Origin of the sequence: Pseudoalteromonas sp. S554, from assembly GCF_005930865.1 — a bacterium.
Taxonomy (GTDB): Bacteria; Pseudomonadota; Gammaproteobacteria; order Enterobacterales; family Alteromonadaceae; genus Pseudoalteromonas; species Pseudoalteromonas marina.
Genome location: NZ_PNDV01000023.1, coordinates 1 through 25,441, shown reverse-complemented (window position 1 = coordinate 25,441; position 25,441 = coordinate 1). Strand labels below are relative to the sequence as shown.

General features: G+C 37.1%; 26 protein-coding genes. 20 read left to right on the top strand and 6 right to left on the bottom strand.

What is annotated here, in order from left to right; all coding sequences use genetic code 11:
- Nucleotides 1–10 precede the first annotated feature (10 nt).
- From CWB65_RS06020 to CWB65_RS05985, 8 genes are all read left to right on the top strand, one after another.
- The gene (locus CWB65_RS06020) at nucleotides 11–790 is read left to right on the top strand and encodes a DUF2189 domain-containing protein (RefSeq protein WP_006791813.1); all 780 of its coding nucleotides are present in this window, start codon (nucleotides 11–13) and stop codon (nucleotides 788–790) included.
- 203 nt (nucleotides 791–993) lie between these two features.
- Nucleotides 994–1,356 (top strand): DUF2237 family protein, encoded by a 363-nt coding sequence (locus CWB65_RS06015; protein WP_138740151.1) that lies wholly within the window; start codon nucleotides 994–996, stop codon nucleotides 1,354–1,356.
- Nucleotides 1,357–1,596: 240 nt separating this feature from the next.
- The gene (gene dps, locus CWB65_RS06010) at nucleotides 1,597–2,112 is read left to right on the top strand and encodes a DNA starvation/stationary phase protection protein Dps (RefSeq protein WP_010555732.1); all 516 of its coding nucleotides are present in this window, start codon (nucleotides 1,597–1,599) and stop codon (nucleotides 2,110–2,112) included.
- A gap of 163 nt (nucleotides 2,113–2,275) precedes the next feature.
- Nucleotides 2,276–3,067: a hypothetical protein gene (locus tag CWB65_RS06005; RefSeq protein WP_138740150.1), complete on the top strand. Its 792-nt coding sequence runs from the start codon at nucleotides 2,276–2,278 to the stop codon at nucleotides 3,065–3,067.
- 114 nt (nucleotides 3,068–3,181) lie between these two features.
- Nucleotides 3,182–3,889, top strand: a complete 708-nt coding sequence (locus tag CWB65_RS06000; protein WP_010555729.1) for a hypothetical protein — start codon at nucleotides 3,182–3,184, stop codon at nucleotides 3,887–3,889.
- Complete coding sequence (locus tag CWB65_RS05995) at nucleotides 3,889–4,374, top strand: RNA polymerase sigma factor (protein WP_008128847.1); 486 nt, start codon at nucleotides 3,889–3,891, stop codon at nucleotides 4,372–4,374. Before CWB65_RS06000 ends, CWB65_RS05995 begins: the two co-directional genes overlap by 1 nt.
- Before the next feature lie 5 nt (nucleotides 4,375–4,379).
- On the top strand, nucleotides 4,380–4,934 hold the full coding sequence (locus CWB65_RS05990) for a hypothetical protein (RefSeq protein ID WP_008128846.1): 555 nt from the start codon (nucleotides 4,380–4,382) through the stop codon (nucleotides 4,932–4,934).
- A gap of 364 nt (nucleotides 4,935–5,298) precedes the next feature.
- On the top strand, nucleotides 5,299–7,503 hold the full coding sequence (locus CWB65_RS05985) for a response regulator (protein ID WP_138740149.1): 2,205 nt from the start codon (nucleotides 5,299–5,301) through the stop codon (nucleotides 7,501–7,503).
- Between the two features lie 75 nt (nucleotides 7,504–7,578).
- On the opposite strand, the gene CWB65_RS20040 is transcribed toward CWB65_RS05985, so the two are convergent.
- The gene (locus tag CWB65_RS20040; protein ID WP_283240431.1) at nucleotides 7,579–7,725 is read right to left on the bottom strand and encodes a zinc-binding dehydrogenase; all 147 of its coding nucleotides are present in this window, start codon (nucleotides 7,723–7,725) and stop codon (nucleotides 7,579–7,581) included.
- Between the two features lie 133 nt (nucleotides 7,726–7,858).
- Here CWB65_RS20040 and CWB65_RS05975 point away from each other — a divergent pair, with 133 nt between their 5' ends.
- The 6 genes from CWB65_RS05975 (at nucleotide 7,859) to CWB65_RS05950 (ending at nucleotide 13,376) form a co-directional block, all read left to right on the top strand.
- Nucleotides 7,859–8,755 carry a LysR family transcriptional regulator gene (locus CWB65_RS05975; RefSeq protein WP_138740148.1) on the top strand — a complete coding sequence of 299 codons (897 nt, stop codon included), beginning with the start codon at nucleotides 7,859–7,861 and terminating at the stop codon, nucleotides 8,753–8,755.
- Between the two features lie 285 nt (nucleotides 8,756–9,040).
- Nucleotides 9,041–9,619: a hypothetical protein gene (locus tag CWB65_RS05970; protein WP_138740147.1), complete on the top strand. Its 579-nt coding sequence runs from the start codon at nucleotides 9,041–9,043 to the stop codon at nucleotides 9,617–9,619.
- A gap of 69 nt (nucleotides 9,620–9,688) precedes the next feature.
- On the top strand, nucleotides 9,689–10,465 hold the full coding sequence (locus tag CWB65_RS05965; RefSeq protein WP_138740146.1) for an ETEC_3214 domain-containing protein: 777 nt from the start codon (nucleotides 9,689–9,691) through the stop codon (nucleotides 10,463–10,465).
- Between the two features lie 13 nt (nucleotides 10,466–10,478).
- On the top strand, nucleotides 10,479–11,870 hold the full coding sequence (locus CWB65_RS05960) for a transglycosylase SLT domain-containing protein (RefSeq protein WP_138740145.1): 1,392 nt from the start codon (nucleotides 10,479–10,481) through the stop codon (nucleotides 11,868–11,870).
- 79 nt (nucleotides 11,871–11,949) lie between these two features.
- Entirely contained in the window at nucleotides 11,950–12,843 is an 894-nt protein-coding gene (locus CWB65_RS05955; protein WP_235591583.1) for a tetratricopeptide repeat protein, read from the top strand.
- Nucleotides 12,840–13,376 (top strand): hypothetical protein, encoded by a 537-nt coding sequence (locus tag CWB65_RS05950; protein ID WP_008128829.1) that lies wholly within the window; start codon nucleotides 12,840–12,842, stop codon nucleotides 13,374–13,376. The genes CWB65_RS05955 and CWB65_RS05950 overlap by 4 nt, the downstream gene beginning before the upstream one ends.
- A gap of 83 nt (nucleotides 13,377–13,459) precedes the next feature.
- Here the strand turns inward: CWB65_RS05950 and CWB65_RS05945 are convergent, their stop codons facing one another.
- Entirely contained in the window at nucleotides 13,460–14,770 is a 1,311-nt protein-coding gene (locus CWB65_RS05945; RefSeq protein WP_138740144.1) for a hypothetical protein, read from the bottom strand.
- A 282-nt stretch (nucleotides 14,771–15,052) separates the two neighbouring features.
- On the opposite strand from CWB65_RS05945, the gene CWB65_RS05940 reads away from it, so the two are divergent.
- The gene (locus CWB65_RS05940; protein WP_138740143.1) at nucleotides 15,053–17,041 is read left to right on the top strand and encodes a methyl-accepting chemotaxis protein; all 1,989 of its coding nucleotides are present in this window, start codon (nucleotides 15,053–15,055) and stop codon (nucleotides 17,039–17,041) included.
- Nucleotides 17,042–17,115: 74 nt separating this feature from the next.
- On the opposite strand, the gene kynU is transcribed toward CWB65_RS05940, so the two are convergent.
- Entirely contained in the window at nucleotides 17,116–18,351 is a 1,236-nt protein-coding gene (gene kynU, locus CWB65_RS05935; RefSeq protein ID WP_138740142.1) for a kynureninase, read from the bottom strand.
- Nucleotides 18,348–19,190 (bottom strand): alpha/beta hydrolase family protein, encoded by an 843-nt coding sequence (locus CWB65_RS05930; protein WP_138740141.1) that lies wholly within the window; start codon nucleotides 19,188–19,190, stop codon nucleotides 18,348–18,350. The genes kynU and CWB65_RS05930 overlap by 4 nt, the downstream gene beginning before the upstream one ends.
- 364 nt (nucleotides 19,191–19,554) lie before the next feature.
- Between CWB65_RS05930 and CWB65_RS05925 the strand changes: the two genes are divergently transcribed.
- On the top strand, nucleotides 19,555–19,863 hold the full coding sequence (locus tag CWB65_RS05925) for a hypothetical protein (RefSeq protein WP_006794804.1): 309 nt from the start codon (nucleotides 19,555–19,557) through the stop codon (nucleotides 19,861–19,863).
- Between the two features lie 51 nt (nucleotides 19,864–19,914).
- On the opposite strand, the gene CWB65_RS05920 is transcribed toward CWB65_RS05925, so the two are convergent.
- The gene (locus CWB65_RS05920; RefSeq protein ID WP_138740140.1) at nucleotides 19,915–20,502 is read right to left on the bottom strand and encodes an acyl carrier protein phosphodiesterase; all 588 of its coding nucleotides are present in this window, start codon (nucleotides 20,500–20,502) and stop codon (nucleotides 19,915–19,917) included.
- A 98-nt stretch (nucleotides 20,503–20,600) separates the two neighbouring features.
- Between CWB65_RS05920 and CWB65_RS05915 the strand changes: the two genes are divergently transcribed.
- The 4 genes from CWB65_RS05915 to CWB65_RS05900 all read left to right on the top strand — a co-directional run bounded on the left by CWB65_RS05915 (nucleotide 20,601) and on the right by CWB65_RS05900 (nucleotide 24,643).
- Complete coding sequence (locus CWB65_RS05915) at nucleotides 20,601–21,077, top strand: YqhA family protein (RefSeq protein WP_006794802.1); 477 nt, start codon at nucleotides 20,601–20,603, stop codon at nucleotides 21,075–21,077.
- Between the two features lie 196 nt (nucleotides 21,078–21,273).
- The gene (locus CWB65_RS05910; RefSeq protein WP_138740139.1) at nucleotides 21,274–21,519 is read left to right on the top strand and encodes a DUF4235 domain-containing protein; all 246 of its coding nucleotides are present in this window, start codon (nucleotides 21,274–21,276) and stop codon (nucleotides 21,517–21,519) included.
- A gap of 320 nt (nucleotides 21,520–21,839) precedes the next feature.
- On the top strand, nucleotides 21,840–23,255 hold the full coding sequence (locus tag CWB65_RS05905) for an amidohydrolase family protein (RefSeq protein WP_138740138.1): 1,416 nt from the start codon (nucleotides 21,840–21,842) through the stop codon (nucleotides 23,253–23,255).
- A gap of 239 nt (nucleotides 23,256–23,494) precedes the next feature.
- Nucleotides 23,495–24,643 carry a PA0049 C-terminal domain-containing protein gene (locus CWB65_RS05900; RefSeq protein WP_138740137.1) on the top strand — a complete coding sequence of 383 codons (1,149 nt, stop codon included), beginning with the start codon at nucleotides 23,495–23,497 and terminating at the stop codon, nucleotides 24,641–24,643.
- A 240-nt stretch (nucleotides 24,644–24,883) separates the two neighbouring features.
- On the opposite strand, the gene CWB65_RS05895 is transcribed toward CWB65_RS05900, so the two are convergent.
- On the bottom strand, nucleotides 24,884–25,441 hold a 558-nt coding region (locus tag CWB65_RS05895; protein ID WP_138740136.1), incomplete at its 5' end, for a transporter substrate-binding domain-containing protein.

The following is a 25,441-nucleotide window of genomic DNA, read 5'->3' as shown; positions in this document are numbered from 1 at the left end:
AGCTCCACTTATGCCTACAACAAAAACAATTGAAAAAAATACCGAATTTGCTCGCTGTATAGAGTGTAACAAAGTAGATACGTTCGCTGCTTTTCACTGGTTAGCACTTGCGTTTAAAGATATGACCCGAGCCCCGTTACTTACTGTAATTTATGGCCTAGTGTTTAGTATTATTCCTGCAGCTATTATCTACTCTGCATTTTTTGCACAAAGCGTATTTGTAATTTTACCCGCCACTGTTGCGTTTGTTTTAATTGGACCCGCTTTCGCAGCCGGCCTATACGACGTAGCATGGGAACTCGAAAAAGGCCACAAACCCACTTTTAGGCATTCGCTAAAGTCGATGTTTAGAAACCCAGTTGGAGAGTGGGGATTTGCAATATTATTACTCGTAATAATGATTGCGTGGATGCGCATTGCCGCCCTTGTTCATGCTCTATACCCTAACTACGCTAACCCAACATTTGAAGAACTGTCAGCATTTTTAACGCTTGGTACAATTGCAGGTGGCGTTTTACTCGTGTCTGTTTTTTCAGTGTCTGCATTTACACCACAAATTATGATGGAAAGACGCGTAGACATAATGACAGCTATCGTCTCATCTATTAACGCCGTTAAAAATAACTTTGCGCCGATGGTTGTTTGGTCAATATGCATTTTCCTAATGGTTGCGCTTGGTTTTGTAACTGGGGCTGTTGGGTTTATTGTGATTATGCCACTACTTAGCTATGCAAGCTGGCACGCATACATTGCAGTAATCAAAACTAAAAAAGCCAGAAAATACGAATAGTTAACAAACTTTAACTTAACTTGTGCCACGATCTAGTGAAACTAGTTTGTGGCACAAATAATACTTTTCCCCTCCTCCCTTCATTTAAATGCCCCGATTTTTTTAAAAAGCCATAATCAAACATCCTCACTTTAGTAGCTATACTTTTTAGCGCCTGATAAAGTAATTTTTACTGTATTAAACATAATGACTTGAGGCACCTAATGGCAAATCAATTTAACGTTCTGGATACCCGGTTACAGTTATGCTGTGGGAATGGCGGGTATACTCGCGAGGGTTTTTGCTATGTACCAGACTCTGATCGCGGTAATCATAGTGTATGTGCAATTATGACCGAAGAATTTTTACAGTTTTCGAAGTCACAAGGTAATGATCTCATAACGCCCAATCCACTTTACGATTTTAAAGGCTTAAAAGCTGGCGACAAATGGTGTTTATGCGCAATAAGATGGCTTCATGCGCAACAAGCAAACGTTGCGCCGCCAGTTATCTTGCAGGCCACTAATAAAAAATCGCTTGAAGTAATACCGCTTGAATTACTAAAGGCACATGAATACACCCGTTAAAAATATTCTAGTTTAGTTTCAGCAAATCTGTTTGGTCTGCAAATTTTACAAAAAGATGCAGACTTTTCATAACCACCTCATATTAATAAAAAACCAAACAAAAGCAAAAACACAAGCGACTGATTTAAAACAATTATATTTAGTTTAACTTTCGGCATATTGATTGCTTCATACAATTATCACGTATTTATTACATTAAAGGACTACGTGAAAATATTAAATAGTTAAGTAGGAGAAGTTATGAGCAATACAAATAAGCAAGCTAAATTTACTGCACCAGGTATGAGCAACGAATCAGCTGAAAAAACTATCGCAGCCTTAGATAACCGCATGGTTGCACTTATAGATCTTCAATTAACACTAAAACATATTCATTGGAATGTTGTTGGTCCTAATTTTATAGGTGTGCATGAAATGCTAGACCCTCAGGTTGAAGCTGTGCGCGAAATGACAGATACAATAGCCGAGCGTATTGCCACTTTAGGCGGCATACCAGTAGGGACACCTAAGTCAATTGTTGACCGCCGTACATGGAACGAATATTCATTAGGTAAAGGACTTGTTACCGAGCATTTAGGCGCGTTAGATAAAGTGTACAACGGCATTAATGCCGATCACCGTAAAGCCATCGAAACGGTATCAGATTTAGACCCAGTATCTGAAGATATGTTAATAAGCCAACTTGCCGATCTTGAGCAATTTCAGTGGTTTGTAAGAGCACACATAGAGTCAGCTACTGGTGAATTAGCGCAATAATACCTTTATTACCTAAGTACCTTAGCCCAGCATTTTTGCTGGGCTTTTTGTTTAAATCATAAAACAAAATATCACTAAGGTATTTGAGCCGTGCAAGAACTTGTGGCATAAGAATTAACCTACTAGTATCAGTAAGTAGTTTTCAATATTGGTACAAATTAGTATGATAAGTTTTAATACCCCTAAACAATTTTGGCTTTTTTCTTTAATCTTTTTATCAGCCTGCGGTTCAGGCAGCAGTAATACCAAAGTTCAGCAATCAAATACAAGTGCCAGTCATACTCCAATTACACAAAACAATATTGAAGGTAATTACAACATTATTATTTATGGCAATAGTCACAGCAGTCAGTTAGGGCGGATCATTGAGCATATAATCGAAAACCAATACCCAGATAAGTCAGTTCAAACAACCACAGTGTCGGGACCTTTTTTAGATAATATTGTGAGTATTAGGGCAAACGTAGACAAACTTAAAAACAAAAATCTAAGCCATGCCATTTTTCAAGGCCAAAAATACTCTCAGTCTGGTTTAACAACTTACCCTACTGATGCCGCTGAGCATTTAATTTCATCAGCCAAGGCACAAAATATCACACCTATTTTATTTCCTGAACATCCACAAAGAGGCAACCCTGAAGAAGGCCAGCGTGTATACGACTTACATTTATCAATAAGCGCTAAACAACCTAGCTGCGTAGCTCCTATTGGCCTTGTTTGGAACAGGCTTTTAGAGTTAATGCCAAATGCAAAACTACATATGGATGATGGCAACCATGCCTCTTATGCTGGCAATGTATTAACAGCAATGACTTTTTCAGAAATAATTACTTCACGACCCGCGGATATCATGAAATTTGACCCAACTATTAATTTGTCAAAGCAAGAACAAGCTCTATTTGGTCAAGTAGTTACCGAAGTGCTTAATTTACATCCTGCTTGTGATGTAAGCTAATCTAATTATAAATCTATTTTTGTGTTTTAAATTTTTTACTTTAATTAAAAATAAAATGTCAGATTATTCTCATTGTTATCGACTAATAACATAACAATCAAAAGGAGAGTAATTATGAATACATTAACAGTAACCCCACTACATAGTTTACCCGCTAGTAAAGCTAATCAATGGCTTCAAGACGGTTTTTCACTTTTTAAGCAAGCACCTGTAAAACTTTTTTTATTTTTACTGCTTCCTTTAATTATTGAAGGTATTTTTCAAATACTACCCGCCCCTTATGGCATGCTAGCCTCCAAATGGGCTGCCACTTTTGTAGGCAGCAGCGCTATTATCGTCATTCACCATTTGGCCACTCAAAAAGTATTTTCATTGAAGTCGATTTTTAAAGCTAAAAACTGGCTAAGCATGATTCCGCTTTCAGCAATTTTAGCATCTGCTTTTTTTATTCAGTTATTTGTAGCAAAGCTTTTACTAGGAAATGATGGCATAAATTTACTTTTATTTTCGCAGCCTACTGAAGTTACCCAATGGCAACTAGGTATTATTTTTGCCTCGGTTATTCCTGTTACACTGCCTGTCAGTTTTGCAGGCTATTGTGTTTTACTTGGTGATAAAAATGTACTGCAAGCATTAAAAAGTAGCCTAAATGCTTTTTTCTATGCGTTTAAACCAATGTGTTTAATCGCGCTAATTTCTTTCTTAAGTCTATTGTTAGCTCCTTATACTTTTTTATTAAGTGCGATTATTACGGGTCCTATACTCACGTGTATAAGCTATATTGCTTACAGAAGTGTATTTATCAAAAACAAGGAAGACTAGTGGAAAAAAGGGATCATATTCATGAGATACTATTGCAATACGCACCTTTAATGGCGCGTATTGCTGCAACACATGAAGCAGACCAAGCACTTAGAGAGGACCTACTGCAAGATATATCGTTAGCTGTTTGGCATGCAGTAGAAAACTTTAGAGGCGATTCAAGTATGAAGACCTTTATTGCTAGGGTCGCACACAACCGTGCTGTCGATCATGTTTTAAAAGAAACACGTCGCCAAGATCGTCATAATTTAAGCGACCCTTTACTTGACTTGGTTAGTACTAATTCTCACCAACACAGCGATAACACGTATGATTTAATGACAGCAATGAGACGACTACCATTAAAATTTAGGCTAGTTATTTCTCTTCAATTAGAAGGTTTTAACCAAGCCGAAATAGCACATACGCTAGGTATAAACGAAGCGAACGTCGCCAAGCGTGCTAGCCGCGCACGTGTGCAACTTCAAAAGCTAATGGAGCAATAATAATTATGGATCCACTATTAGAACAATGGCAAAAAGACTATAAAAGTGCGACTCCAAAACTGGATACTGCCGCACTACTGAGCCAAATTACATCGGCAAGAAAAAAACAATCAATTAAAGCATGGTTAGACTTAGTTGCAGGCGCATTTGTTAGCTTATTTTGTATCTATGCATTAATTTTTGAAGCAACTAGTACTCCTGAGCAAGTGTTGTATGCAATTTTAACTCCGCTTCCAATTGGGTTTTCAATATGGGCATTTATTCAGCGCAAAAAGCTAATAAAAACATACACCCTAGATGTTAATGGTTTACTACTTTTTAAAAAGCAGCAGCTCATTAATCAAATAAACTATTGGCGCTTAAACCTTATAGGCTGTTCTATTTTGTGGGCTGCGCTTTGCATCACTGCGGCCGTGAGCATTTTAATGTATAACCACACAACAATATGGCTCACACAAGTAGGTATTGGCACTTTGGTACTAATTGCCACACTAGCTCGCTTCATTCATGTAAAGCTAAATTTTGAAAGTAAGCTAAAGCTAATTGAAAGTTTAAAGTAGATTTTCCAGCTTAAGCTACTCAATAAGGTGTTTACACCAAAACTGTAAACTAAATTAAATATCTAATGATATTTAAAATCCATTAAAATAAACAATATATAATTGTTTGGTTGGTTTAATTTCAAAGGTACAGTGATTACCGCTACTATACCCAATAAAGGTCCGTTAAATTTTTATAATTGATTAATTAACCTTCCAACTTATTTTTATTGAGCTTAATGTAAATCAATAACTTTTTGTAAATGGCGGGCTGTCTATAATAAAGCTAACGAATATTTGTCTCTTTATTGTAACTTGTAGTTAAAAGTTGTCATTCAGTTCACTTTACTTCTATAGTAACGCAATATAAACATTAGGTATTACTATGCAGAAAGCGCGAATTCCAGCGGATGAACAATCTCGATTAAAAGCATTATATGAGTACGAAATATTAGATACAGAAGCAGAAAAAGTATTTGATGACTTAACTCAACTTGCCTCAGATATATGTGATACCCCCATATCACTTATAAGTTTAGTCGATCCGCAAAGACAATGGTTTAAATCAAAATACGGTATTGAAGCGACTGAAACAGAGCGTGATATTGCGTTTTGCTCCCATGCTATTTTGCAAGACCAAGTATTTGAAATACAAAATGCATTGCTTGATGAGCGCTTTCATGACAATCCATTAGTAACCAACGACCCTAACATTCGCTTTTATGCAGGTGCCCCCCTTATCACACCGCAAGGCAGTACAATTGGTACTTTATGTGTAATTAGTGATAAACCTAAAAAATTAACTAAAAAACAAATTAGTGCGTTAACTATTTTAGGCAAAGAAGTCATAGCCCAATTAGAGTTAAGGCTAAAAAACAGAGAACTAAGTAAAGCATTAGAACAGCAAAAAACTCATATTCAAGAGCTTGAAAAACTAAAAGCTGAAGCAGATACATCCAATAATTTAAAAGGTAAATTTTTAGCTAATATGTCGCATGAGCTAAGAACACCACTTCACGGTATCTTAAACTTGGCCGAATTTGGCTTATCTGACAGCAGTAATAGTGAAAAAGATATTGCGCTAAAAAGTATTCTAAACTCAGCCAATATTTTATCCAATATAGTGAATGATATTTTAGATTTTTCAAAAATAGAAGCTGGAAAATTAGATATTGAACATATCGACTTTAACCTTAAAGACGTTGTTAATGGTGTAATTGAGCCACTAAAAAAACAAGCCTCTGATAAAGGTATAAAGTTTAATGTATCAATAGATAAAAAAGTGGCTGAAACATTAAAAGGTGACCCACTAAGAATATCGCAAATATTAAATAACCTATGCTCAAATGCAATTAAATTTACTCAAGCTGGGCACGTTGATTTAATAATTAACTTAAAAGGTCACTCTTTAAATACACAGAACATAACATTTAAGGTCATAGATACAGGTATAGGGATAAATAAAGCAGCACAAGCAAACTTATTTAAAGAATTTCATCAAGCTGATTCATCTACCTCTCGTAAATTTGGTGGTACAGGGTTAGGCCTTTCCATTTGTAATAAGTTAAGTCATTTAATGGGTGGGAAAATCAGTTTTACCAGCCAAGAAAATGAAGGCTCTACATTTATTTATCAACAAAGCTTTGAAGCATCGATTTTAGATAGTTTGCTAAAGAAAAACAAAGAAGTAACTGATTTACAAGGCTGTGCAATTTTAGTTGCGGAAGATAATAAAATAAATCAAATCGTCGTCAATAAAATGTTAAAAGCGCACAACACTCAAGTGATTTTTGCTGAAAACGGTAAAGAGTGTGTTGATTACTTTGTTAACAACCACGTTGATTTAATCTTTATGGATATTCAAATGCCAGTAATGGATGGAGTTGAAGCAACTAAGGCCATAAGAGCACTGAAAAACGGTAAATCAATACCTATCATTGCCATGACTGCCAACACAATGAAACAAGATATTGAGCATTACCTAAATATTGGCATGGACGGTTATTTAACTAAGCCATTTAATAAAGATAGCTTGAACAGCTTGCTTAATGTTTACAATCCAAACAACGAAAACCTCAAAGACTTAGCAATAAAAATTAGTGATCCGAGCATTAAAAGAGAACATAAACTTAAACAAACATGCCGAGAACTAAAAAGATTAATACCTGCGGCCAACAGAGTCAGCTTATGGCTGTTTAATGAAGAATACTCTGAGATAAATTGCTTAATGTGCCTTGATGAGAACGATGAAGTCATTCTTGACTCAGTATTAACAGCAAAAGACTACCCAGATTACTTTAACTATATACTAAGCCACCAAATACTTGATGCCCCCGATGCAAGAAATCACGAAGTTACAAAAGGCTTTACCAAAAGCTATTTTGAGCCATACGATATTTACTCACTACTTGATTATATTTTTTTTAAGGATAACAAACCGCTCGGAGTAATTTGTTGTGAGAGCATTGGATCAAAAATTTCTTGGACTCACGCTGACAAAGAAGCACTGATAAAAGTAACGGATGTAACAACGTTATTTCTATCAAAAATAATAGACCGTAACTCAAATGACGAGTCTCAGACTGTATAGCGCCTAAAAACATTTTATTTAAATCACAAAAGCCGAGCCCTTTAACAGATGCTCGGCTTTTCAAACAAAACTAGTTTATATTGTAATTACTACCTTGCCCATGCCCTCACCGCTTGCTAAACGATCAAGTGCTTTACCTGCATCCTTGAGGTTAAATTCAATATTGTCTAACACAGGCACTAGGTGCCCTTCATCAATAATTGTTGCAAGCTTCGCTAGTATTTCGCCATGCTGCTGGCATTTATGGTACCCCCTTGTTTAGTTTAAACAGCCAGTATATTTACAAGAGATACCCATGATAATACACTCAAATGAACAGCTAGTTTTAAAATTTAATTAATAATAGGCTTTAATAATGAACAATGAACACCTAAAGTTATTCGTTCGAGTCGCCTCTACACACAATATTAGTTCAGCAGGCGCGGAACTTGGTCTTTCGCCACCAGTAGCTAGCATGCATATTATTAAGCTTGAGGAATCGCTTGGTGTAAAACTAATTCACCGTACAACAAGGCGAGTTTCATTAACTGAAGAAGGCCGAGAGTTTTTACCTCACGCTGAAGAAATATTAAATGCTATAAATAGTGCAAAAGCAGCTGTAGGCGCAGGCTCTTTTACCCCCCAAGGCACGATTCGTGTTGCAGCCCCTTCCTCATTTGGTCGTATGCATATAGTGCCCGCACTTAAAGCTTTTATTGATCAGCACCCTGAGCTTAAAGTGGATTTAAGACAAAGCGATAGTATTGTAGACATGGTCGAAGGTGGTTTTGATATCGCTATCAGAAATGCCGAGCTTAACGATTCAACCCTCGTAGCCAGAAAGTTAGCCCGCGACCATAGAATTATATGCGCCTCACCAGGCTACATAGCAGAACACGGAGAACCAAAAACACCACAGGACCTTCTCAACCATAATTGTATTAAATTAATTGGGATTGACTACTGGAGCTTTAAAACGCCAAATGGCATTGAAAAAATTAAGATAAAAGGCAGTATTCGTATTGATAATGGAGAGTCGATCAGGGATGCGTGTATTAATGATGCAGGTATTACGATTTCGTCTATTTGGTGCGCCCACAACGCATTAAAAGAAGGCACCCTAGTTCAAATACTGAAAGATTACCCCATGGATTCTAATGCCGCTATTTGGGCTGTATACCCAAGCTCCCGGTTGCTTGCACCAAAAGTACGTGCATTTATCGACTTTTTTATAAAGTATTATGGCGAAATCCCATATTGGGAAACGCCGTGAGTGGCACGCTCTTAAACTTTCAACTAGGTATAGTACTTAAAAACATAAAGTTGTTTCTGTTAAAGAATTTAAATACCTGTGCGTATTAAAAATTATTTAAAAACACTAATCTATATTAATTATTAATAATTTGGTTTATTCTTTAAAACTAGTGATTTAAGCATGGAGGCAATCAAATAATGCAGTTTTTCATTCCCTCCTTTACACAAATAAAACTATTCTACAAACATACAATTAGTGTCTGCTTAAATTTTCACCTAAATTAACTACAAGGTTAGTGACTATATGAAAATATCCCGCACATTATTAACATCTGTTGCCGTTGTTGTTATTGCTGGCTGTAATACAGTTGTAGAAAAAAGCGCAAGTACACCTGTTTCAAATCTGCCTGACTGGGTTTTAAACCCTCATGTAAGTGAAGGCATTGCCGCGACAGATTGTGTGAAGTTCTCAGGCAACTTATCTATTGATAAAAAACTCGCAACAGCAAACAGTCGTCTAGCGCTAGCACAACAAATAGAAACACGTATTGAAGGGCTTGAAAAAACATATAGCAATCGTACAGACGCAAACGACGATACTACTGTTGGTACAAGCTTTAGTTCTGTTTCAAAGCAACTAACCAAGCAAAAATTGCAGGGCTCTAGGCTAATAAAATCGGATATTGTTAATATATCTGGAAAAGATCATTTTTGTGTACTTACAGCCCTTGAACCAAATCAAACAAAATCCTTATTCAATGACATTCTTAAACAAAGTCAACGAACCATAAACCCCGCTGACGAAAAGTTTTTGTATCAAGAATTCAAAGCCAAAAAAGCCGAAAACGACCTAGATCAAGAAATAAAAAAACTAACCAATTAATTGCATAGTTGTCGGTCAAAAAACTTCACCAAATTACTATGCGTGAAGTTTTCTATTATAAGTAAAAATATGACAGAAAATAATAATCAAACATCAACCTGGAAAAAAGTACAAAGCTCTATCTTAATGATAGCCGCTATATTGATTTCTATTGGACAGTGGGGTGATACAAAAGATGTTCTTAAAAGTGCTTACTCTGCGTTCGTAGAGAACTTTACACATAAAGTTCAGTATAAGCAGATAGATAAAGTTAACATAGGTAATAGCATCGCTTACATCAAAACATTTCTAGGGGAGCCTAACGCAGTAAAAAGGTCACGAATAGATATTGATGTTGAGTTTTACTATTACATTAGAAAAAAGTTTATCTTTACTGTCATCACCTCTGACAAGCGTATTAATGGTTACTCCGTAGTGTCACGTATTTCAGATTTTTCTCCTGAGATACCTTTCTCGGGCCCACTGGGCGAATCAACAATTTTAGAGAAAAATTCAAGTGAATTTGAATACAGCTTTGACAATCGTAACTTGACTTATTATCTAGAATCTCAAAATCTTGGTAAAGAAAAAATGTTTCTTTCTTTATCCAAAGGGTTTATTGGCTACGCCGCAGTTCCTGGCTCCGTAAAAGTACCAGAGAAGTATTTAGCAACAATAAAAACAAGTATTAACACGATGGATTCTTTGGCTACCTATTCAGATAACCTTAATGAGTTGAAAAAGGAAGTTGAATCATTACGAGCGAAGATAAAGCCCAACTATTATGCAGTCAGTGAATTAGAGAGCAAAATTGTTGCAGAGTCCTTACTCACCCGATTTGAGTACCAAACATTAACAAAAAGTTGATAAAGGTTTTTTTATGAGTTTATTCAAACTTAATTTATATGTACCACTATTTACCACCTTAATGCTAAATGTAACGGAAGTTTCAGCTCAACAAACAAATGACCCATTTGAGCAGCTAGAGCAAGAAATGGCCGCTTTAGAAAAAGAAGGCAGTGCAGAAGAACTAAAAGAGTTTAACGACTGGAAAGAAACCTACTTATCTGAATATCAAGATTTTAGACGCAAACATTTTAAAAAACTTGATGATATACGCGACAAGCTCATTAACACGTGGGGTGAAACAGATCCTCAGCTTTCTAGTCAAACGACCTACTATAGCCCTGATAACAAAGCAAAAACCACTATTGACTATGAGAATGACCAGATAAGTATTAGCATTTTGCACAACGAGCAAGAACATGTTTCTACAAAAGATATCAGTAACGCTCTAAAAAGTGCGTTAAATACTAATGAAGTGGTAGCGAGCAAAATAAATAGCACTTCATTTAAGATACTTAAAAAAAATATAGAAAATATCTCTCCCGTTGAAACGCAGGTTGAAGTGATTACACAGCCTGAAGCATTGATAGAAAAAGAAATTAATAAAATAAATAAGCAAGCTATTGAAGCTCGCCAACAAGTTGAAAAAGTGTTTGATATGTCTTTACAAGTATCATCACCTGTTCAGCTAGATAGCGAAAATTCACTCGCTAAAAAGAAATTGACTTCAGAAATAGCAAAAATAGAATCAGAAAAAACACAGCGTATAAAAAGCTTAAAAGCGTCGCAAGTAGGAGCTAACGCGATGCAACAAAGAGAAAAGCTAAAAAATAAACGAGTTACCACCTACACCATACCGCTTGCCCATCGCAGTTTTATAAAAAAAGCAGCCCCCTATAAAAATATCGTTAGTAAGCATAGTAAGCATTGGCGGTTGCCCGAGAGTTTGCTTTTTTCGATTATCCATACTGAAAGTCACTTTAATACTCAAGCAGAATCTCCAATCCCCGCCTTTGGTTTAATGCAGATTGTGCCTATAAGTGCAGGAGCTGATGTTAATCTTTTTTTACATAAGAAAAAGAACATCATGAGCAAGGAGTATTTATTCAACCCAAAGAATAATATTGAAACAGGTGTTGCATATATGCACCTTTTAAACACACGCTATTTGGCTAAAATAAGTAATCAGCAAAGTCGGTTTTATTGCATGATTGCAGCTTACAACACCGGTGCAGGGAACGTAGCTAAAGCCTTTAACACCGATAACTCAAGAAATATCAATAAAGCTTCTAACATAATAAATAAAATGACGCCTGAAGAGGTCTATAACAAGCTTATTAGAGACCTTCCATACGAAGAAACAAAAAAGTATTTACAAAAGGTGCTAGAGCGTCAACCTATTTATAAGTCTATGGACCAAATTTAAAACCACTTATCGGGTGATTAATTGCCTTTCCAGCAAAAAAGGCGTTAGTTTCACATTCAACATGGAAATGGAAAAAGCGATGCTAAATATTAAAAAAACATTCACACATTCATTATACTTTTTTAGTTTATTGGCTGTACTTACTGGCTGCGCTTCAAAAGTTGAAATTGATTCAACAATGAATATGCCTAGTAAGTCAGGCCTTGCTCTTGATCATATTGCTGTAGTTGGTTTTAACGGCGATAAATATAACATTAAGGGAAATGCGCTTTCGGCAAAAATAAAATCTAAATTAATGAGGCATGGATATGTAAAGGTACATGCCAATTCCCCCTATAAGCTGGTTGGTGAAATCTCACCATCTCGAGTAGAGCGTAATTCATGGAGTGAAAAGCATGAAGGAAAAAAAGAAACGTGGTACAGCTATCATGCATCGGTTAAACAAACTTTAACCCTAACTTATTACGTTATTTATGGCCAGCAAACACTAAATAGTGCTTCTGAAACATTCACTTACAGTAAAGAAAAAAGCTCAAGCGAAAATAGAAGTAAAGCAAAAGATAAGCTCCGGACCGACTCTGAAGTTGCTGACTTTTTAATAGAAAAGGCGGCTGACTTTGTTGTTAAACAAGTTTCCCCATATCGTTCTTTAGTAAAACTTAATTACCTAAATGGGGAAGATGAAAATATTGATTTAGGTATAGAGTATGTAAAAAAAGACCGTTTAAGCCAAGCTTTTAGTATTTTTGAACAAGTTGCTCAAAATAGTAATTCAATTGAAGATCAAGCCATAGCCCTTCACAACCAAGGTTTAATAAAATTAATGCAGGGCAAACATACAGAAGCTTATGACTTAATGACAAAAGCGAATCTTATTGATCCTAGAAACTTTGATATTCTTGATTCAATAAAAGAGGTGGAAGACTACAAAGTATTAAGTGATGCGCATAAAAAACAAAGAGGCCTAAAATGAAAATATTACCGCTAATCCTAATTACTTTTTTAGCGGGGTGTGCTTCCAGTAAAAATAATGAATACGACATCGTTATTCCTTTAGCTGAAAGCAATAAAATAAAACCTCAGCAAACCGAAAAATCGAGTGGTAGCTTTAAAATACATTACAAAAAAGATATTAATAATAACCCTATCGTTAAAACATTAAACAGATCTACCACGGTGATGGGTAATGATGAGGAAACTGTAAAAAGCTTAAGAGAACGCGCCAAAAAAGAAATAGTTCAACTAGCTACAGAGGAAGTAAACGGTGTTGTTATTGCTTCAACATCGAAGACTAATACGACTGTTATTAATGTTGACTCAAACAAAAGTAACACACGCTATTCAAGACAGGATTTTTCTGAAAAGGCCGTCGCACAAACAGCTGGAATTGCACAAGTAAAAAACTTGCAATGCCAAACACTACCAACTAAAGCAAGTAACTTAACAGTAACGTGCAGTGCTGATGTTACGGTACACCTAATTGAGAATATTGATTTTACCCAATAAACTTTTTACGTCGACCGAAAGCTAAAACATTATTTTTAAAAGGCCACAAGTGTGGCCTTTTAATACATAACTAAACGCAATGACTAATATATTTCAGCACTCACAAATGTATATACATAATTACTAAACTCTGGCTTAGTTAAATGCCCACCTTCAGACATCGTATCTAAAAGTTTTGCATAACTGTTTGCATCGGTTTCATTACCAGCATAGCCATAAAGTAATACCGTTAACTCTTCTAAAATGACCTCATCAGTGGGTTCAAGGAACACACTACCAAAAGACAAATCTGGAATTTGACCACTTATGCCCGCTTTTATTGTCCAATCAAATCGACTTTCAGCAGAATCATCAACTAAAAAGCTGTAACCCCATATTGTGCGAGCAAACCGATTGTCAACATTACCAAAGTCAAAACTTGAATCATTGTTTTCAGCAAATTGAAGTAAACTAAATCCTAAATCCTCAGTACCGATCGGAAGTGTGGTCAGCTGATAATCACCATTAGTATCTACTGCGCTTCGGGCATAGCTTTGAAACTCAACATCAACACCATCTACATTCATAAGGTCTGACATAAAATCAAGTTGCACATAAAAATTATGCTCAGTTACTGTTGGGAATACAAAAAGCGTGTTTGATATTTCAGAACCACTATATTGAACAAACCTATACGCATTATCAGCTTCTATATAACCTCGAGTACTAGCATAATCAGCATCAATATCTAATTGAACAGGAACTTCAACACCGTCATGAATAAAATCTTCATCTGTTAGGGTAATAACTGATGAGTTTACCGGTATATCAATAACGGCAGCTTTTGCATCAACTGAGTAACTAGAAAGCGCCGTTAAATAAAGCTTATTATCATTCGGGCAAACATTTACAGACCCCGAAACTTCGTTACCTTGTGATTGATATATTGTGTAATCAGACGCAATCGTACTTAGCGCTGTTGTATCAACACTATATTCAGTACATCCACAATCACCTGTGAAGTCATTAAAATAAAAGGTGCCTAAATTAGTTCTATTTTCAATATCAAGCTCAGTGATAATTTGCTTATAACCACCGTCTTCTTCATCAAACACATCACCTAATACTGATACATGCTTGGTGCCTGAGGGTAACTCACCTGAAAATTTACCTTCTGCATCGGTTTTAACAGAACCGATAGCACCGCCATCATCATTATGAAAAACAACATCTGCTTGATACGCAGAATCAGCCCCGCATTCGCGAGTTAATGTTTGTAAAGCAATAGTTTGAAGTTGGGCTGTGTTGCCACCGCTTGACGAGCCGCCAGAGCTACTTTCTGATGAAGAGCCACCGCATGCGCTAAGCGTCAAAGAAAAGGCAATAGCAAGCGGGGTAAGTATAAATTTATTCATTTTAATTAGTCCGTTAAATTGGTTCACCTACCATTATCTCAACTTAAGCAAAACAATAACAAGGTAACCACCACCAAAACGGTTACAAAATTGCAATAATATGTAAACAAACCGCGATTAAGTACCTCACACATAACACCATTTACTAAATTAACTCACTTGTTCAAGTGAATTTATTAAAAACTGCACTACGCTTTATGTATTAAATAGTTAATGGCTATTTATTTTCTTAACCCTTGTTTAGCCAAAATACCGAGATAAATACACAACAGGACTGACCTTATGAATCGCTTACTTGGCCGACTATCTATCATTCAGCTCTCTTTATTAACATCAATCATATTAATGGTTTTTATTTTTATATTGTTGATACAAAACATAGCGAATAAATGGCAGGAATCGCAAACACTACAGCAAGATATTGCATTAATTAGCTTGTTAGATGCACTGGAAAAAGTGGCACATAACCATGCTGTAGAGCGTGGGTTAACTGCAGGATTTTTAGGAAGTGGTTCAGCCGAGGCTAAAAACAAAGTACTCGCGCAACGCCAAAAAGCAGATAGTTCAATACAGCATTTAAAGTCGGTAAGTGATCAACTAACTAAAAACTCTACAAAGGTCTCTAAAAATTTAAGTATTCTTTTTGATCACAATGCAAAAAAAGCGGCATTACGTACCCAGGTTGATAAACAAGCAGCCCCTGGTGCCTTCGCGTTTTACAGTAAATTAAATCAAATTGCACTCGATGTAGCGTCTAACCTGAGTAGCCAAATAAAGCATCCGGTATTATCTAAAGATCTAAACATTGCTTTTTTGCTCGCGCAATATAAAGAACGTTTGGGCCAAAATAGGGGAAAAATAAATGGCACTTTAGCTAAAAAGCAGTTAACGAGTGTTACACAGCAAAATATTGCCTTATACAATTCAGAAATAGATTTACTCAACCAATATTTAATAGCTAATTTGCAAGGCCAACAATTACAAAGCTTTAACAGCATTATACAAAGTGCTGACTCACGTAAAATTAATGCAATAACAAACACATTGCTCAACACAGAATCGCCCAACTTTACAGCTTTGCCGGCAGCCTCTGTGTGGTTTCCAATGGCAACACAACAAATAACTCAAATTAAAAAAGTACTAGACAGCCAATGGAGTACTGTTGACAAAGATGGCCTTGAACTAAAAGAAGCTGCCGATACAACGCTTACACTCACTATTACCTACTTTTTGGTTACACTTGTGATCATCGCATACTTAAACTTTCATTTATTAAGTACTCTCAAAAAGGAATTAAGCCAACTAACGTCACTTTTACTTAAAGCCGAAAAAGGCGACCTAACAATAGATATAAGGCTCAAAAGTAAAGATGAACTCGGCGAAATATCAAATGCTATCCACAATACTATTTTCGCTTTTAAAGACCTGCTATTAGGGCTCGACCACTCAATAAATTCAGGCTCAAAACTCAGTGACGATATGAGTAATGCAACAAAAACAGTCCTTGATGATTCAAACAAAACATTGGCTATGGCGAGTAATATAGCCACCGCAATAGAAGAAATGGCCGCAACAAGCCGCGAAATAGCAGGCTCAGCTTCTGAAACTCTCAGCTCTAGTGACGAGTTAAACAAACAAGCCAATCTGTTGATTGAAGATAACAAACTGAGCCAAAGCTCAATTACTGAGCTTGCAACGGGGATGTCTGACGTAGAAGAAGTGGTAAGTAAAATGGATCAGCAGGTAGCGAGCATATCGTCCATTTTAGATTCAATTAGTAGCATTGCCGAGCAAACTAATTTACTCGCGCTCAATGCCGCTATTGAAGCAGCAAGAGCAGGTGAGCATGGTAGAGGGTTTGCCGTTGTTGCCGACGAAGTAAGAAGCCTTGCAGGAAACAGTAAAGAATCATCAGAAAAAATTTCGTCTTTGCTCGGCGAGTTACAGTCTATCAGCGACCAAGTAGTTAGCTCTATTGTAGCAAGTACTAAATTATCAAAAGCCACTTTAGAACGATTTGATCAAGCAAGAGCGGTATCCGAGCAAGTGCATGCACAAAGTAAAGTACTCGAAAACTTAGCCATGAACGTGTCATCAGCCGCAGAACAACAGTCGGCAGTTGCGTCAAATATAGCAGTGGATGCTGCAAGCGTATTTGAATACGCCAACCACGAAGTTGAAGCAGCACGTAAGCAAGAAGAAATATTTAATGAAATGCGACTCAACACTGAAACCCTGCAACACACAATGAAAAACTTTAAGTTTCAATAGTTAATAGCAACCTAGTAATACAGCTAGAGGCTAATTGCTTATGCAAAATAAACCAAAGCAATTGGCCCGCTTTATTAAGTTACTTTACCCGCTAAGTTAAACCGTGGCTCGGCGTATAACTTTGTTGTAACTACATCAACTAACGTATTTACCGCGTTCCACACATCTTCAAACGAGGTATATAAAGGCGTAAAACCAAAACGTAAAATATTAGGCGCTCTAAAATCGGCAATAACGCCTTTTTCTATTAATGCTTGGCAAATAGCGAATGCGTGGTTATGTGAGAAAGCCAATTGGCTTCCGCGTTGGATTGAATCCTCAGTAGAGCTTAAGCGCAAATCAGCCAAGCTAGCATGCGAATGCACTAAAGCAATAAACACATCGGCTAAAGCAATCGACTTAGCCCTCACATCGCTTATTTTTACGCTTTCCCACACATCAAGTGCAGCGTCTAACGCACTCATAGCAATCACACTTGGCGTACCACATAAATACTGATTAATACTTGCTGCACACTCGTATTGAGCATCAAACGCGAATGGCTTTGCATGCCCCATCCAACCACTCAATGGCTGTTTAACGGCACTTTGGTGGCGCTTGGCAACGTATAAAAAGGCAGGTGAACCAGGGCCACCATTTAAATATTTGTAGCCACAGCCTACTGCAAAATCAACGTTGCATTTATCCAGCTCAACCGGCAATGCACCTGCACTGTGTGCTAAATCCCATATTACTAAAATACCTTTTTTATGGGCAAGCTCAGTAAGTTTTTGCATATTCAAAAGCTTACCAGTTCTAAAGTTAACTTGGGTAAGTAACAATACCGCTATATCATCAGTTAAGTTTTGTTCAATATATTGCTCTTCAACTAGTTTTAATTGGCATAAGTCAGTACCTAATAAATCGCTTAAACCTTGCACCATGTATAAATCGGTCGGAAAATTATCTTGTGTCGACAACACTTTACTACGGCCAGTGTTTAACATAAGCGCGCTGCTTAAAAGCTTAAATAAGTTTATTGAAATCGAATCACAACAAATTACTTGGCCTTTTTCAGCACCAATTATGGGCGCTATTTTTTCGCCAACCTGTGTAGGTAAATCAATCCATTGGTGATCATTCCAGCTCCTAATTAAATGGCTTCCCCACTGCTCGCTCACTACTTGCGCCACTCTGGTTTTAACCGCTTTAGGTAAAGCACCTAGCGAGTTACCATCTAAATAAATAGTCTTTGCGGGTAAATCAAATTCATCACGCTTGCTTGCCAGCACATCAGCTTTATCAAGCGCTACAATATCATCAAAATTCATTTATCGATTCCGTTTAAATGTTTAACTAAGGTACCAAAAGCAGCAGAACCTGGGTGTATCCAATCAAAATGCCCCACCCCTTCGAGTAAATCTACTGGTCGATTAAGCTGTTCTAAATTATACGCAGGAACAATGCTGTCATTCGCACCTTGTAAAATAATGCTTTGTTGATGCAATGGTTGCTCACTTGGGTTGGCCTGAGTGTATTCTTTAGGTTTATCGCTTGGCATACCTTGCATAAAATCTTTAGTGACTTTTTGGCAGCTATTTGTACCTGCCGCATAGGCTTTAATATCGGTAATGGGAGCAAGGCCAATTACGCCTTTTAATTCACTCATTTGTCCACCCGCTAGTAACGCTAAATGACCACCAGCCGAGTGCCCAATAACCACTGTATTATTCAATTTAAATTCGCCACTGTTGTAGGCACTGGATGCTAAAATACCGGCTTTAATATCGTCAAAAGTTACAGGCCAGCCGCCACCGCTTTTACCACTGCGGCGATATTCCACCGACCACACATTAAATCCTGCTTGCGCTAAGCCTGTGCTTAATGCATAGGTGTGTTTTATATCGTATGCACTTAGCCAACAGCCACCATGTAGCAATACAACTAACGGCTTTGATGTACTTTGCTCAGCTTGCGTGGCGCGCCACAGTAATGCAAATTGTGATTCATCACTCCCATAAGGTACTTTTTCATTAGCATTTACAAAACTAAGCGACGCTACTTTAGAGTAAGCAACATTGTTTTCAACATCAGGAAACTCAATGTTGTTGGTAGTCGTACACCCGCTTAAAAACCAAATGCCTAAAAGTAAAACAACCATATTTTTCACAACACAACTTCCTTTTTAAATTTTAATAACAACGCCTTTATACATATTAAAACTGCTACCATAGCGTTACGTTTAACTTGCGTTATCACGTCACTTAATCATTAATTAATAACACTTTAGTGGCTGCAATTATTATTGTTATACACAAAACAGGCGTAATTAATGACCATTGTTTGCGTATTTACCCCACTATACAAAAGCAGCGCCAAGTTAACCATGCTAAAAGCAGCGAGTAAAGTTACTGCGTTTAAGCTTATATTTATATCTAAATTATTATTAACTTAGCTTTAAGGTGTTGCCCATTAAAAGCTTATGTATAATGACTCACTCTGGCTATTATTATGCCCTCAAGTGGAACACAACAATGAAAAAACTATCTAAAGTGCAAGAAAAACAACAAGCACTTGTGCTTAACGTTGCCGATAAAATAGAAGAGCAAGGCCGAGCCGAACTACCCGGTATGCTGCAATGTTGGTTTGACGTGGAGTATCACTTATTCCCGGGCTCGTTACTTATGTGCTTTCAGTTTGAAAACCAGCAAACCCTTGATGCCGCCGAGCCTGACATATTAAAATGGCAAAAACGATTAAGCGGCGCAATGCTTAAAAAAGGCGTTATTTTAAAAGATATGCGAAAGCATCTAAAATTTACCTTAAACGGCCCAGACGACTAAACTGCATTAACAAAAACCTTTGCCTGTAATTACAAACAAAGCACAGTAAGCTCAAGTGCGTTCAGTGTTAAACTCTTTTACATGTGCTATTAATTGTGGAAAAAACGCTAAAAAAGCGGCATCTAATTGGTTGTAATGGCGCTTTATATCTTCAGCGGCGCCAGTAAATTGGTTGGCAAAACGAATACGAGCAGCAATATTATCCAACGCATCCCCCACACCATTAATGGTTTCGTAATCTTTAAACCAATCGTGTTTAGTTATGCTAGTAACAACCCGCTGCATACGCGGCGGCATGTGCGCTAACCGCTGATTTAAAAGCCCAAAACTGTTACGTTTAAAATCACTCAAGGGCTGATCATTAAACTGTTGCCAATGCATAATTAAAAAGTGGTCAAACACAACATCTACTGCCACACCAGCAAAGCGCCTGCGCATTGGTGAAAAATACTGTTTTGCTTCTTTAACAATTGGGTGAGAGTCGGTAAATTTATCAACTAAATAGTGATTACTAAGCGCATTTTTTACAGGCTCACTCAGTTGCGCCACATGCCTGTGGCCACCAAAATCACCCAACAAGTTTCCAAAATGAGAATCAGCCGTTGGCTTTGCAAAATAAAGATGGGCTAAGTAATTCAATATGGTCTCGCGTTAGTTACTCTGTTTAAATAGTAACTTAGGGATCTAACATATACTATGCTTCGTATAAGTTACGTCTAATTATAAAGTTGAGCAGCATGGAAAATATATTCCAAACCAGTCGTTTTTTAGTTGTCATCGCGGTTATTACCGCAGCATTATCATCGCTTCTTGTTTATGTTTCGTGTATTAATATTGTTTTTAATATAGTGGTTTCAACCATTCTCGACCTACCAGATTCTGCAAAAGCAGGTAAAGCCCTCATAGTTGAACTACTTAAAATTCTCGATTTACTATTAATCGGTATTACCCTACAAGTAATTGCCATTAGCTTATACCGCTTATTCATATCGCCTGCTAAATCAAAAGAAAGTAAGTTTTTAGCCGCTTTTAATATTAAAGACTTTCACGATTTAAAAATAACCCTCGTACAAGTAACCTCAGTTGTTCTTGTCATACTATTTTTAGAACATGCAGTTGAATTTGGCGGCACAATAGAAACCCTGTACTTAGGAATAGCCATTGCAATTGTTATAGCCGCCTCAACATTTGCATGGCGTTCAATGAAAGACTAGCTATAAATAGTTTTATAAACGTTTTTAATACGCCAAATTACAAATCAGTGGATTACAGTGCCACGTGCTTTTACATTCAAATTACGGCTTAAGTTAGGCTGCTTTCTTTTCGGTATATAAATTGCTGTTACTCATGTTCTTGCTTTAAAAATTAAACATAAATATGGCTATCTATATTTAGCAAAAGGAGAACATTATGAGTAACAAACAACTAATTACGACTATAGGTATAGGTTTGGCAGCAGCTTCTGCAGGTATGTTAACAAGGAAAACTTTACAAAAATCGTGGGAAAAGGTTACCAACGAACCAGCCCCAAAAGACAAGCCAAGCGAAAATACAGATATTAAAGAAGCAGTAACTTGGGCTGTCGTTTCAGGCATTGGAGCCGGCGCAGCAAGAATGGCAGTGCGTTATATTCTCGACAAACGTCAATCCAAATAAGATTTAAATTAATGCCTCTTGTAATATTAGTGTTTACAAGAGGTTTAACCTTCCTATCACTCCACCAGCCATAATTACCCCAAACAATATAGATATGAACGTTCTATATTCCTGTACTAGACCGTGTACGATTCCCCATATAATTTGCATAACCTGAGTTGAGGGTGCCACCATAAAATACTGTTCAAGCAGTAAACGGTTCTTTCTCTTTGGTTAAATTATTTGTTCACCGTTTTGTTTTGCTAAGTTGTCTGTTTTGACGTTATCTTAATTGAGCAACTATAACTATTAGATAATAATTAAACAAAAGGAATGTACCGATGTTGAATATTACAACAACAGGTTTATATAGATCTGCACTCTCAATTTTCACCTGCTTATCTTTTTTAAGCGTTTTAATCGTACCAGTAGCGACTGCTGCTGAGCAATCTGAACCAACCGCATTAGTGGGCGGAAGACTGATAGATGGATTTGGTAATCAGCCACTTGCCAACAGTGTCATACTGGTAAAAAACGGGCTCATTGAAAAAGTAGGAACAGTTGATACATTACCTGTACCTACGGAGTACAAAATTGTCTCAACAGAAGGGATGGATGTACTTCCAGGCCTTTGGGAAAACCATGCACATTTAATGCTAAATGGTCATGCTAACTACAAGCATTGGCATAAAGAATATACTCCCAAGCTCACGAACGAAATTATGCCTGCAAGCGCTGAACAACTATTGTTAGCAGGGATAACTAGTGCCCGCGATTTAGGCGCACCATTAAAAGACTCCATTACAATAAAAAATAAAATAGACAATGGTGAAATCCCTGGACCACGCTTGTTCGTTTCGGGCCCCTTTTTGCAACACGAAGCCTATCCTGGTACCGAGCTTTATAGGTGGGGTGTTAAAAACGTTGAAGATGCCAAAAAAAAGGTCAACAAACTGGCTGATGCTGGTGTTGATATCATCAAACTAATTGATCATGACATAATGAAAATTGAGGTAGCACAGGCTATTGTTGACCAAGCCCATAAACGCAATCTGGTAGTTGTTGCTCACTCACACAAACCTGATGAAATTAGACGAGGTCTAGAAATCGGAGTAGATAATTTTGAGCACACTGGACTTACTACAGCCCCCGAATTTCCCAACGATGTAATTACTTTACTCAGAGAGCGTACTGCCAAAGGCCGAATTGCCGGCGGACCACTTTATTGGACCCCAACAGTAGAAGGACTTTGGAATTATGATTTAACCGTTGCCAACCCCGAGCGTTTAGATAATACATGCTGGCACAGAGGTCTAGAGCAAAGCACTATTGATGATATTCGCGGCTCATTAAAAAACGTAGGCGAACTTGAATATATGCAATTAACACCAATGCGCAAACCTACGTTAAAACGTAAAATTCAACAATTAAAAGAATCTGGTGTAGTTTTACTGGTCGGTACAGACAGCGGAATACCAACTAAATTTCACTGCCAAAGCACATGGAACGAACTAGCTGTTTGGGTAAACGAAATGGAAATTTCTGCAATGGATACAATTCGTGCCGCCACTTACTGGCCATCAGTGCTTATGAAGGTAAACGATAAAGTGGGAACAGTAAGCGAAGGGAAATACGCCGACATTATTGCTGTTAAAGGTGACGTATTACGTTATATAAACCTTTTACAACATGTTGATTTAGTCATGAAAAACGGCAAAGTTTATAAGCAAGACGGTAAAGCGACAGCTGACAAATAGCCCCCCTAAACCTTTTTCTCCACTTTCTTAATGCACGTCGAAAGTGGGGAGCATTTATTTAATATTTTTAGTGCTTTACCCATAAAAAAGACTCAATACTAGCTTTATATATCTAATAACCAAAGTGAGTTAATCACAAAAGCAAATATCAGTCGATTCAACGTTAATGGGTTGCTCTAAATTAGCAATCGTAGGATAGTAAATTACATATAAAACAATAGCCTTATATTAGGAATATTATGATCAAAGTATTATTAGCGACCAGCTTAATCGCCTCTTCATTCGCTGCTTTAAGTAATCCTTTAACTGTTGAAGAACAGCGTATCAACAAAGCCCAATTAGCAATGCCCAATGTTTTAAAAGCATTTACCCCACAGGTAACAAGTTTTGAGCAGCAATTTAAAGAGCTTAACAACTTTAAAAGTGCAAAAACATTAGTACAACGCTTTAGCTTTGAACTATGGGAAAACGCCAAACAACGTATAATAAATACCAATAACTACGACGACCGAGCGCTTTACTGGGCACGACTGCTTTCAAGCAAAGTAATACGGACAACCTCACCTAAGTTTTCAATTACGCAGGCTCAACTCAATACGTTACTAACCCTACTTGAGGAAGGCAGCAGAGGCCGCACCGACCTTACTTTTTCATCAGGCAGCACTAAAAAAATATTACTTACAGGCTTTGACCCTTTTTTACTCGATAGAAACATAAACCAAAGTAACCCCTCAGGTGTTGCAGCGTTATTACTCGACGGCCAAGTTATTAATTACAACGGCATAAGTGCAGAAATTAACACCGTTATGGTGCCTGTGCGCTACGAAGACTTCGATCAAGGCATAATAGAATCGCTACTTGCCCCCTATTACGCACTTAATAATGTAGACATGGTAGTCACCGTAAGTATGGGCAGAACACAATTTGATTTAGAGCACTTTCCGGGTAAACGCCGTAGTGTAACCGCCCCCGATAACGCTAATATTGTGTATGGCGGAACGCAAACAAGCCCAGTAATACCAAAACTTAATGGCCGACCACTCCCAGGCAACGAGTTTGTTAAATTTAGTTTGCCTGTAAATTACATGCAAAACGCCAAAGGCCCCTATAAAGTTATCGACAATCGTGAAGTCACCACGCTTGAAAAAACCTATAAAGCGCCTTCGTATGGCGAGCTAAAAAACAGTATTGCGGTTAATGGCGGCGGCGGTGGATACTTGTCTAACGAGATATCGTACCGAAGTATTCGCCTTCGTGATGCGCTTAATTCAAGTATACCTACAGGGCATATTCATACCCCACGTATACAACAATTCGAACCCGAAACAGAAGCTAAAATAGTAAACCAAATAAAGGCAATGCTAGAGCAAAGCTTAGTAGCGTTGTAGTTTATAAAAACCAATTTAAGCGCGTAAAAAAGGGCAATATTATTGCCCGTTTTTTATAACTAGCTAAAAATTGCTTTTGGGTCGTTAAATAGAAAAATATTTATTATTAGCTTCAAAATCAACTCTTATATCAACAGGACGGTTAAATAAAGTTACTAAGGGCAAGTTTACATTTTTACTCATTAAACAGCAGAAAACTGACCCAACGGGGTATTCTTAAAAACACATAAAATATAACGACTATTTATCAAGGCTAGGCAAAAACATACTTTCAGGTACTTTATTTTTAGTCATAACGTCATGGTATGTACCGTCGCTTATACCTAAATCAATCGCTTTATTAACAACCGCCATTGCTTTTAAACTTTCCGCAATGTCTTTTGCAAATGCAACATGGATAGAACGCTTTTCAATCATGCCGGAGTCAAATAATATGTCGTTTTTAAATTCAATTAGCTCAGTGCTTAACAAATACTTGCCATAACTTTCTGACATAATTAGGCGGTCAACTTTTTGGTTAAAAAGCAGTTTAAACCCTTGTTGAGCTGTGGCAACTTCTAACAACTCATAAGTATTATAGCCAGTTAATATTTTGTCATGCACACCTAAACGAACACCCGCAATAATAGCATGTTCGTCTTTTCTATCTTTATGATAAAAAGCACCAAATACTCCCATTCCAATTGGGTTTGATAAAACCGCCCATTGCTCTCGTCCTGGCAGGTTAGCAGCTAAAAATAGACCGTCAGCTTTTCCTAATTGAGTATAATAGTTAGCTCTCGCCCATGGTAAAATAAT

Coding starts and splice junctions, on each gene's coding strand:
- CWB65_RS06020 (WP_006791813.1), top strand. CDS start 11: ATGCCTACAACAAAAACAATTGAAAAAAATACCGAATTTGCTCGCTGT.
- CWB65_RS05975 (WP_138740148.1), top strand. CDS start 7,859: ATGAACAATGAACACCTAAAGTTATTCGTTCGAGTCGCCTCTACACAC.
- CWB65_RS05965 (WP_138740146.1), top strand. CDS start 9,689: ATGACAGAAAATAATAATCAAACATCAACCTGGAAAAAAGTACAAAGC.
- CWB65_RS05955 (WP_235591583.1), top strand. CDS start 11,950: ATGCTAAATATTAAAAAAACATTCACACATTCATTATACTTTTTTAGT.
- CWB65_RS05900 (WP_138740137.1), top strand. CDS start 23,495: ATGATCAAAGTATTATTAGCGACCAGCTTAATCGCCTCTTCATTCGCT.
- CWB65_RS05945 (WP_138740144.1), bottom strand. CDS start 14,770: ATGAATAAATTTATACTTACCCCGCTTGCTATTGCCTTTTCTTTGACG.
- kynU (WP_138740142.1), bottom strand. CDS start 18,351: ATGAATTTTGATGATATTGTAGCGCTTGATAAAGCTGATGTGCTGGCA.
- CWB65_RS06000 (WP_010555729.1), top strand. CDS start 3,182: ATGAATACATTAACAGTAACCCCACTACATAGTTTACCCGCTAGTAAA.
- CWB65_RS05950 (WP_008128829.1), top strand. CDS start 12,840: ATGAAAATATTACCGCTAATCCTAATTACTTTTTTAGCGGGGTGTGCT.
- CWB65_RS05960 (WP_138740145.1), top strand. CDS start 10,479: ATGAGTTTATTCAAACTTAATTTATATGTACCACTATTTACCACCTTA.
- CWB65_RS05925 (WP_006794804.1), top strand. CDS start 19,555: ATGAAAAAACTATCTAAAGTGCAAGAAAAACAACAAGCACTTGTGCTT.
- dps (WP_010555732.1), top strand. CDS start 1,597: ATGAGCAATACAAATAAGCAAGCTAAATTTACTGCACCAGGTATGAGC.
- CWB65_RS05915 (WP_006794802.1), top strand. CDS start 20,601: ATGGAAAATATATTCCAAACCAGTCGTTTTTTAGTTGTCATCGCGGTT.
- CWB65_RS05990 (WP_008128846.1), top strand. CDS start 4,380: ATGGATCCACTATTAGAACAATGGCAAAAAGACTATAAAAGTGCGACT.
- CWB65_RS06015 (WP_138740151.1), top strand. CDS start 994: ATGGCAAATCAATTTAACGTTCTGGATACCCGGTTACAGTTATGCTGT.
- CWB65_RS05905 (WP_138740138.1), top strand. CDS start 21,840: ATGTTGAATATTACAACAACAGGTTTATATAGATCTGCACTCTCAATT.
- CWB65_RS05910 (WP_138740139.1), top strand. CDS start 21,274: ATGAGTAACAAACAACTAATTACGACTATAGGTATAGGTTTGGCAGCA.
- CWB65_RS05970 (WP_138740147.1), top strand. CDS start 9,041: ATGAAAATATCCCGCACATTATTAACATCTGTTGCCGTTGTTGTTATT.
- CWB65_RS06005 (WP_138740150.1), top strand. CDS start 2,276: ATGATAAGTTTTAATACCCCTAAACAATTTTGGCTTTTTTCTTTAATC.
- CWB65_RS05940 (WP_138740143.1), top strand. CDS start 15,053: ATGAATCGCTTACTTGGCCGACTATCTATCATTCAGCTCTCTTTATTA.
- CWB65_RS05985 (WP_138740149.1), top strand. CDS start 5,299: ATGCAGAAAGCGCGAATTCCAGCGGATGAACAATCTCGATTAAAAGCA.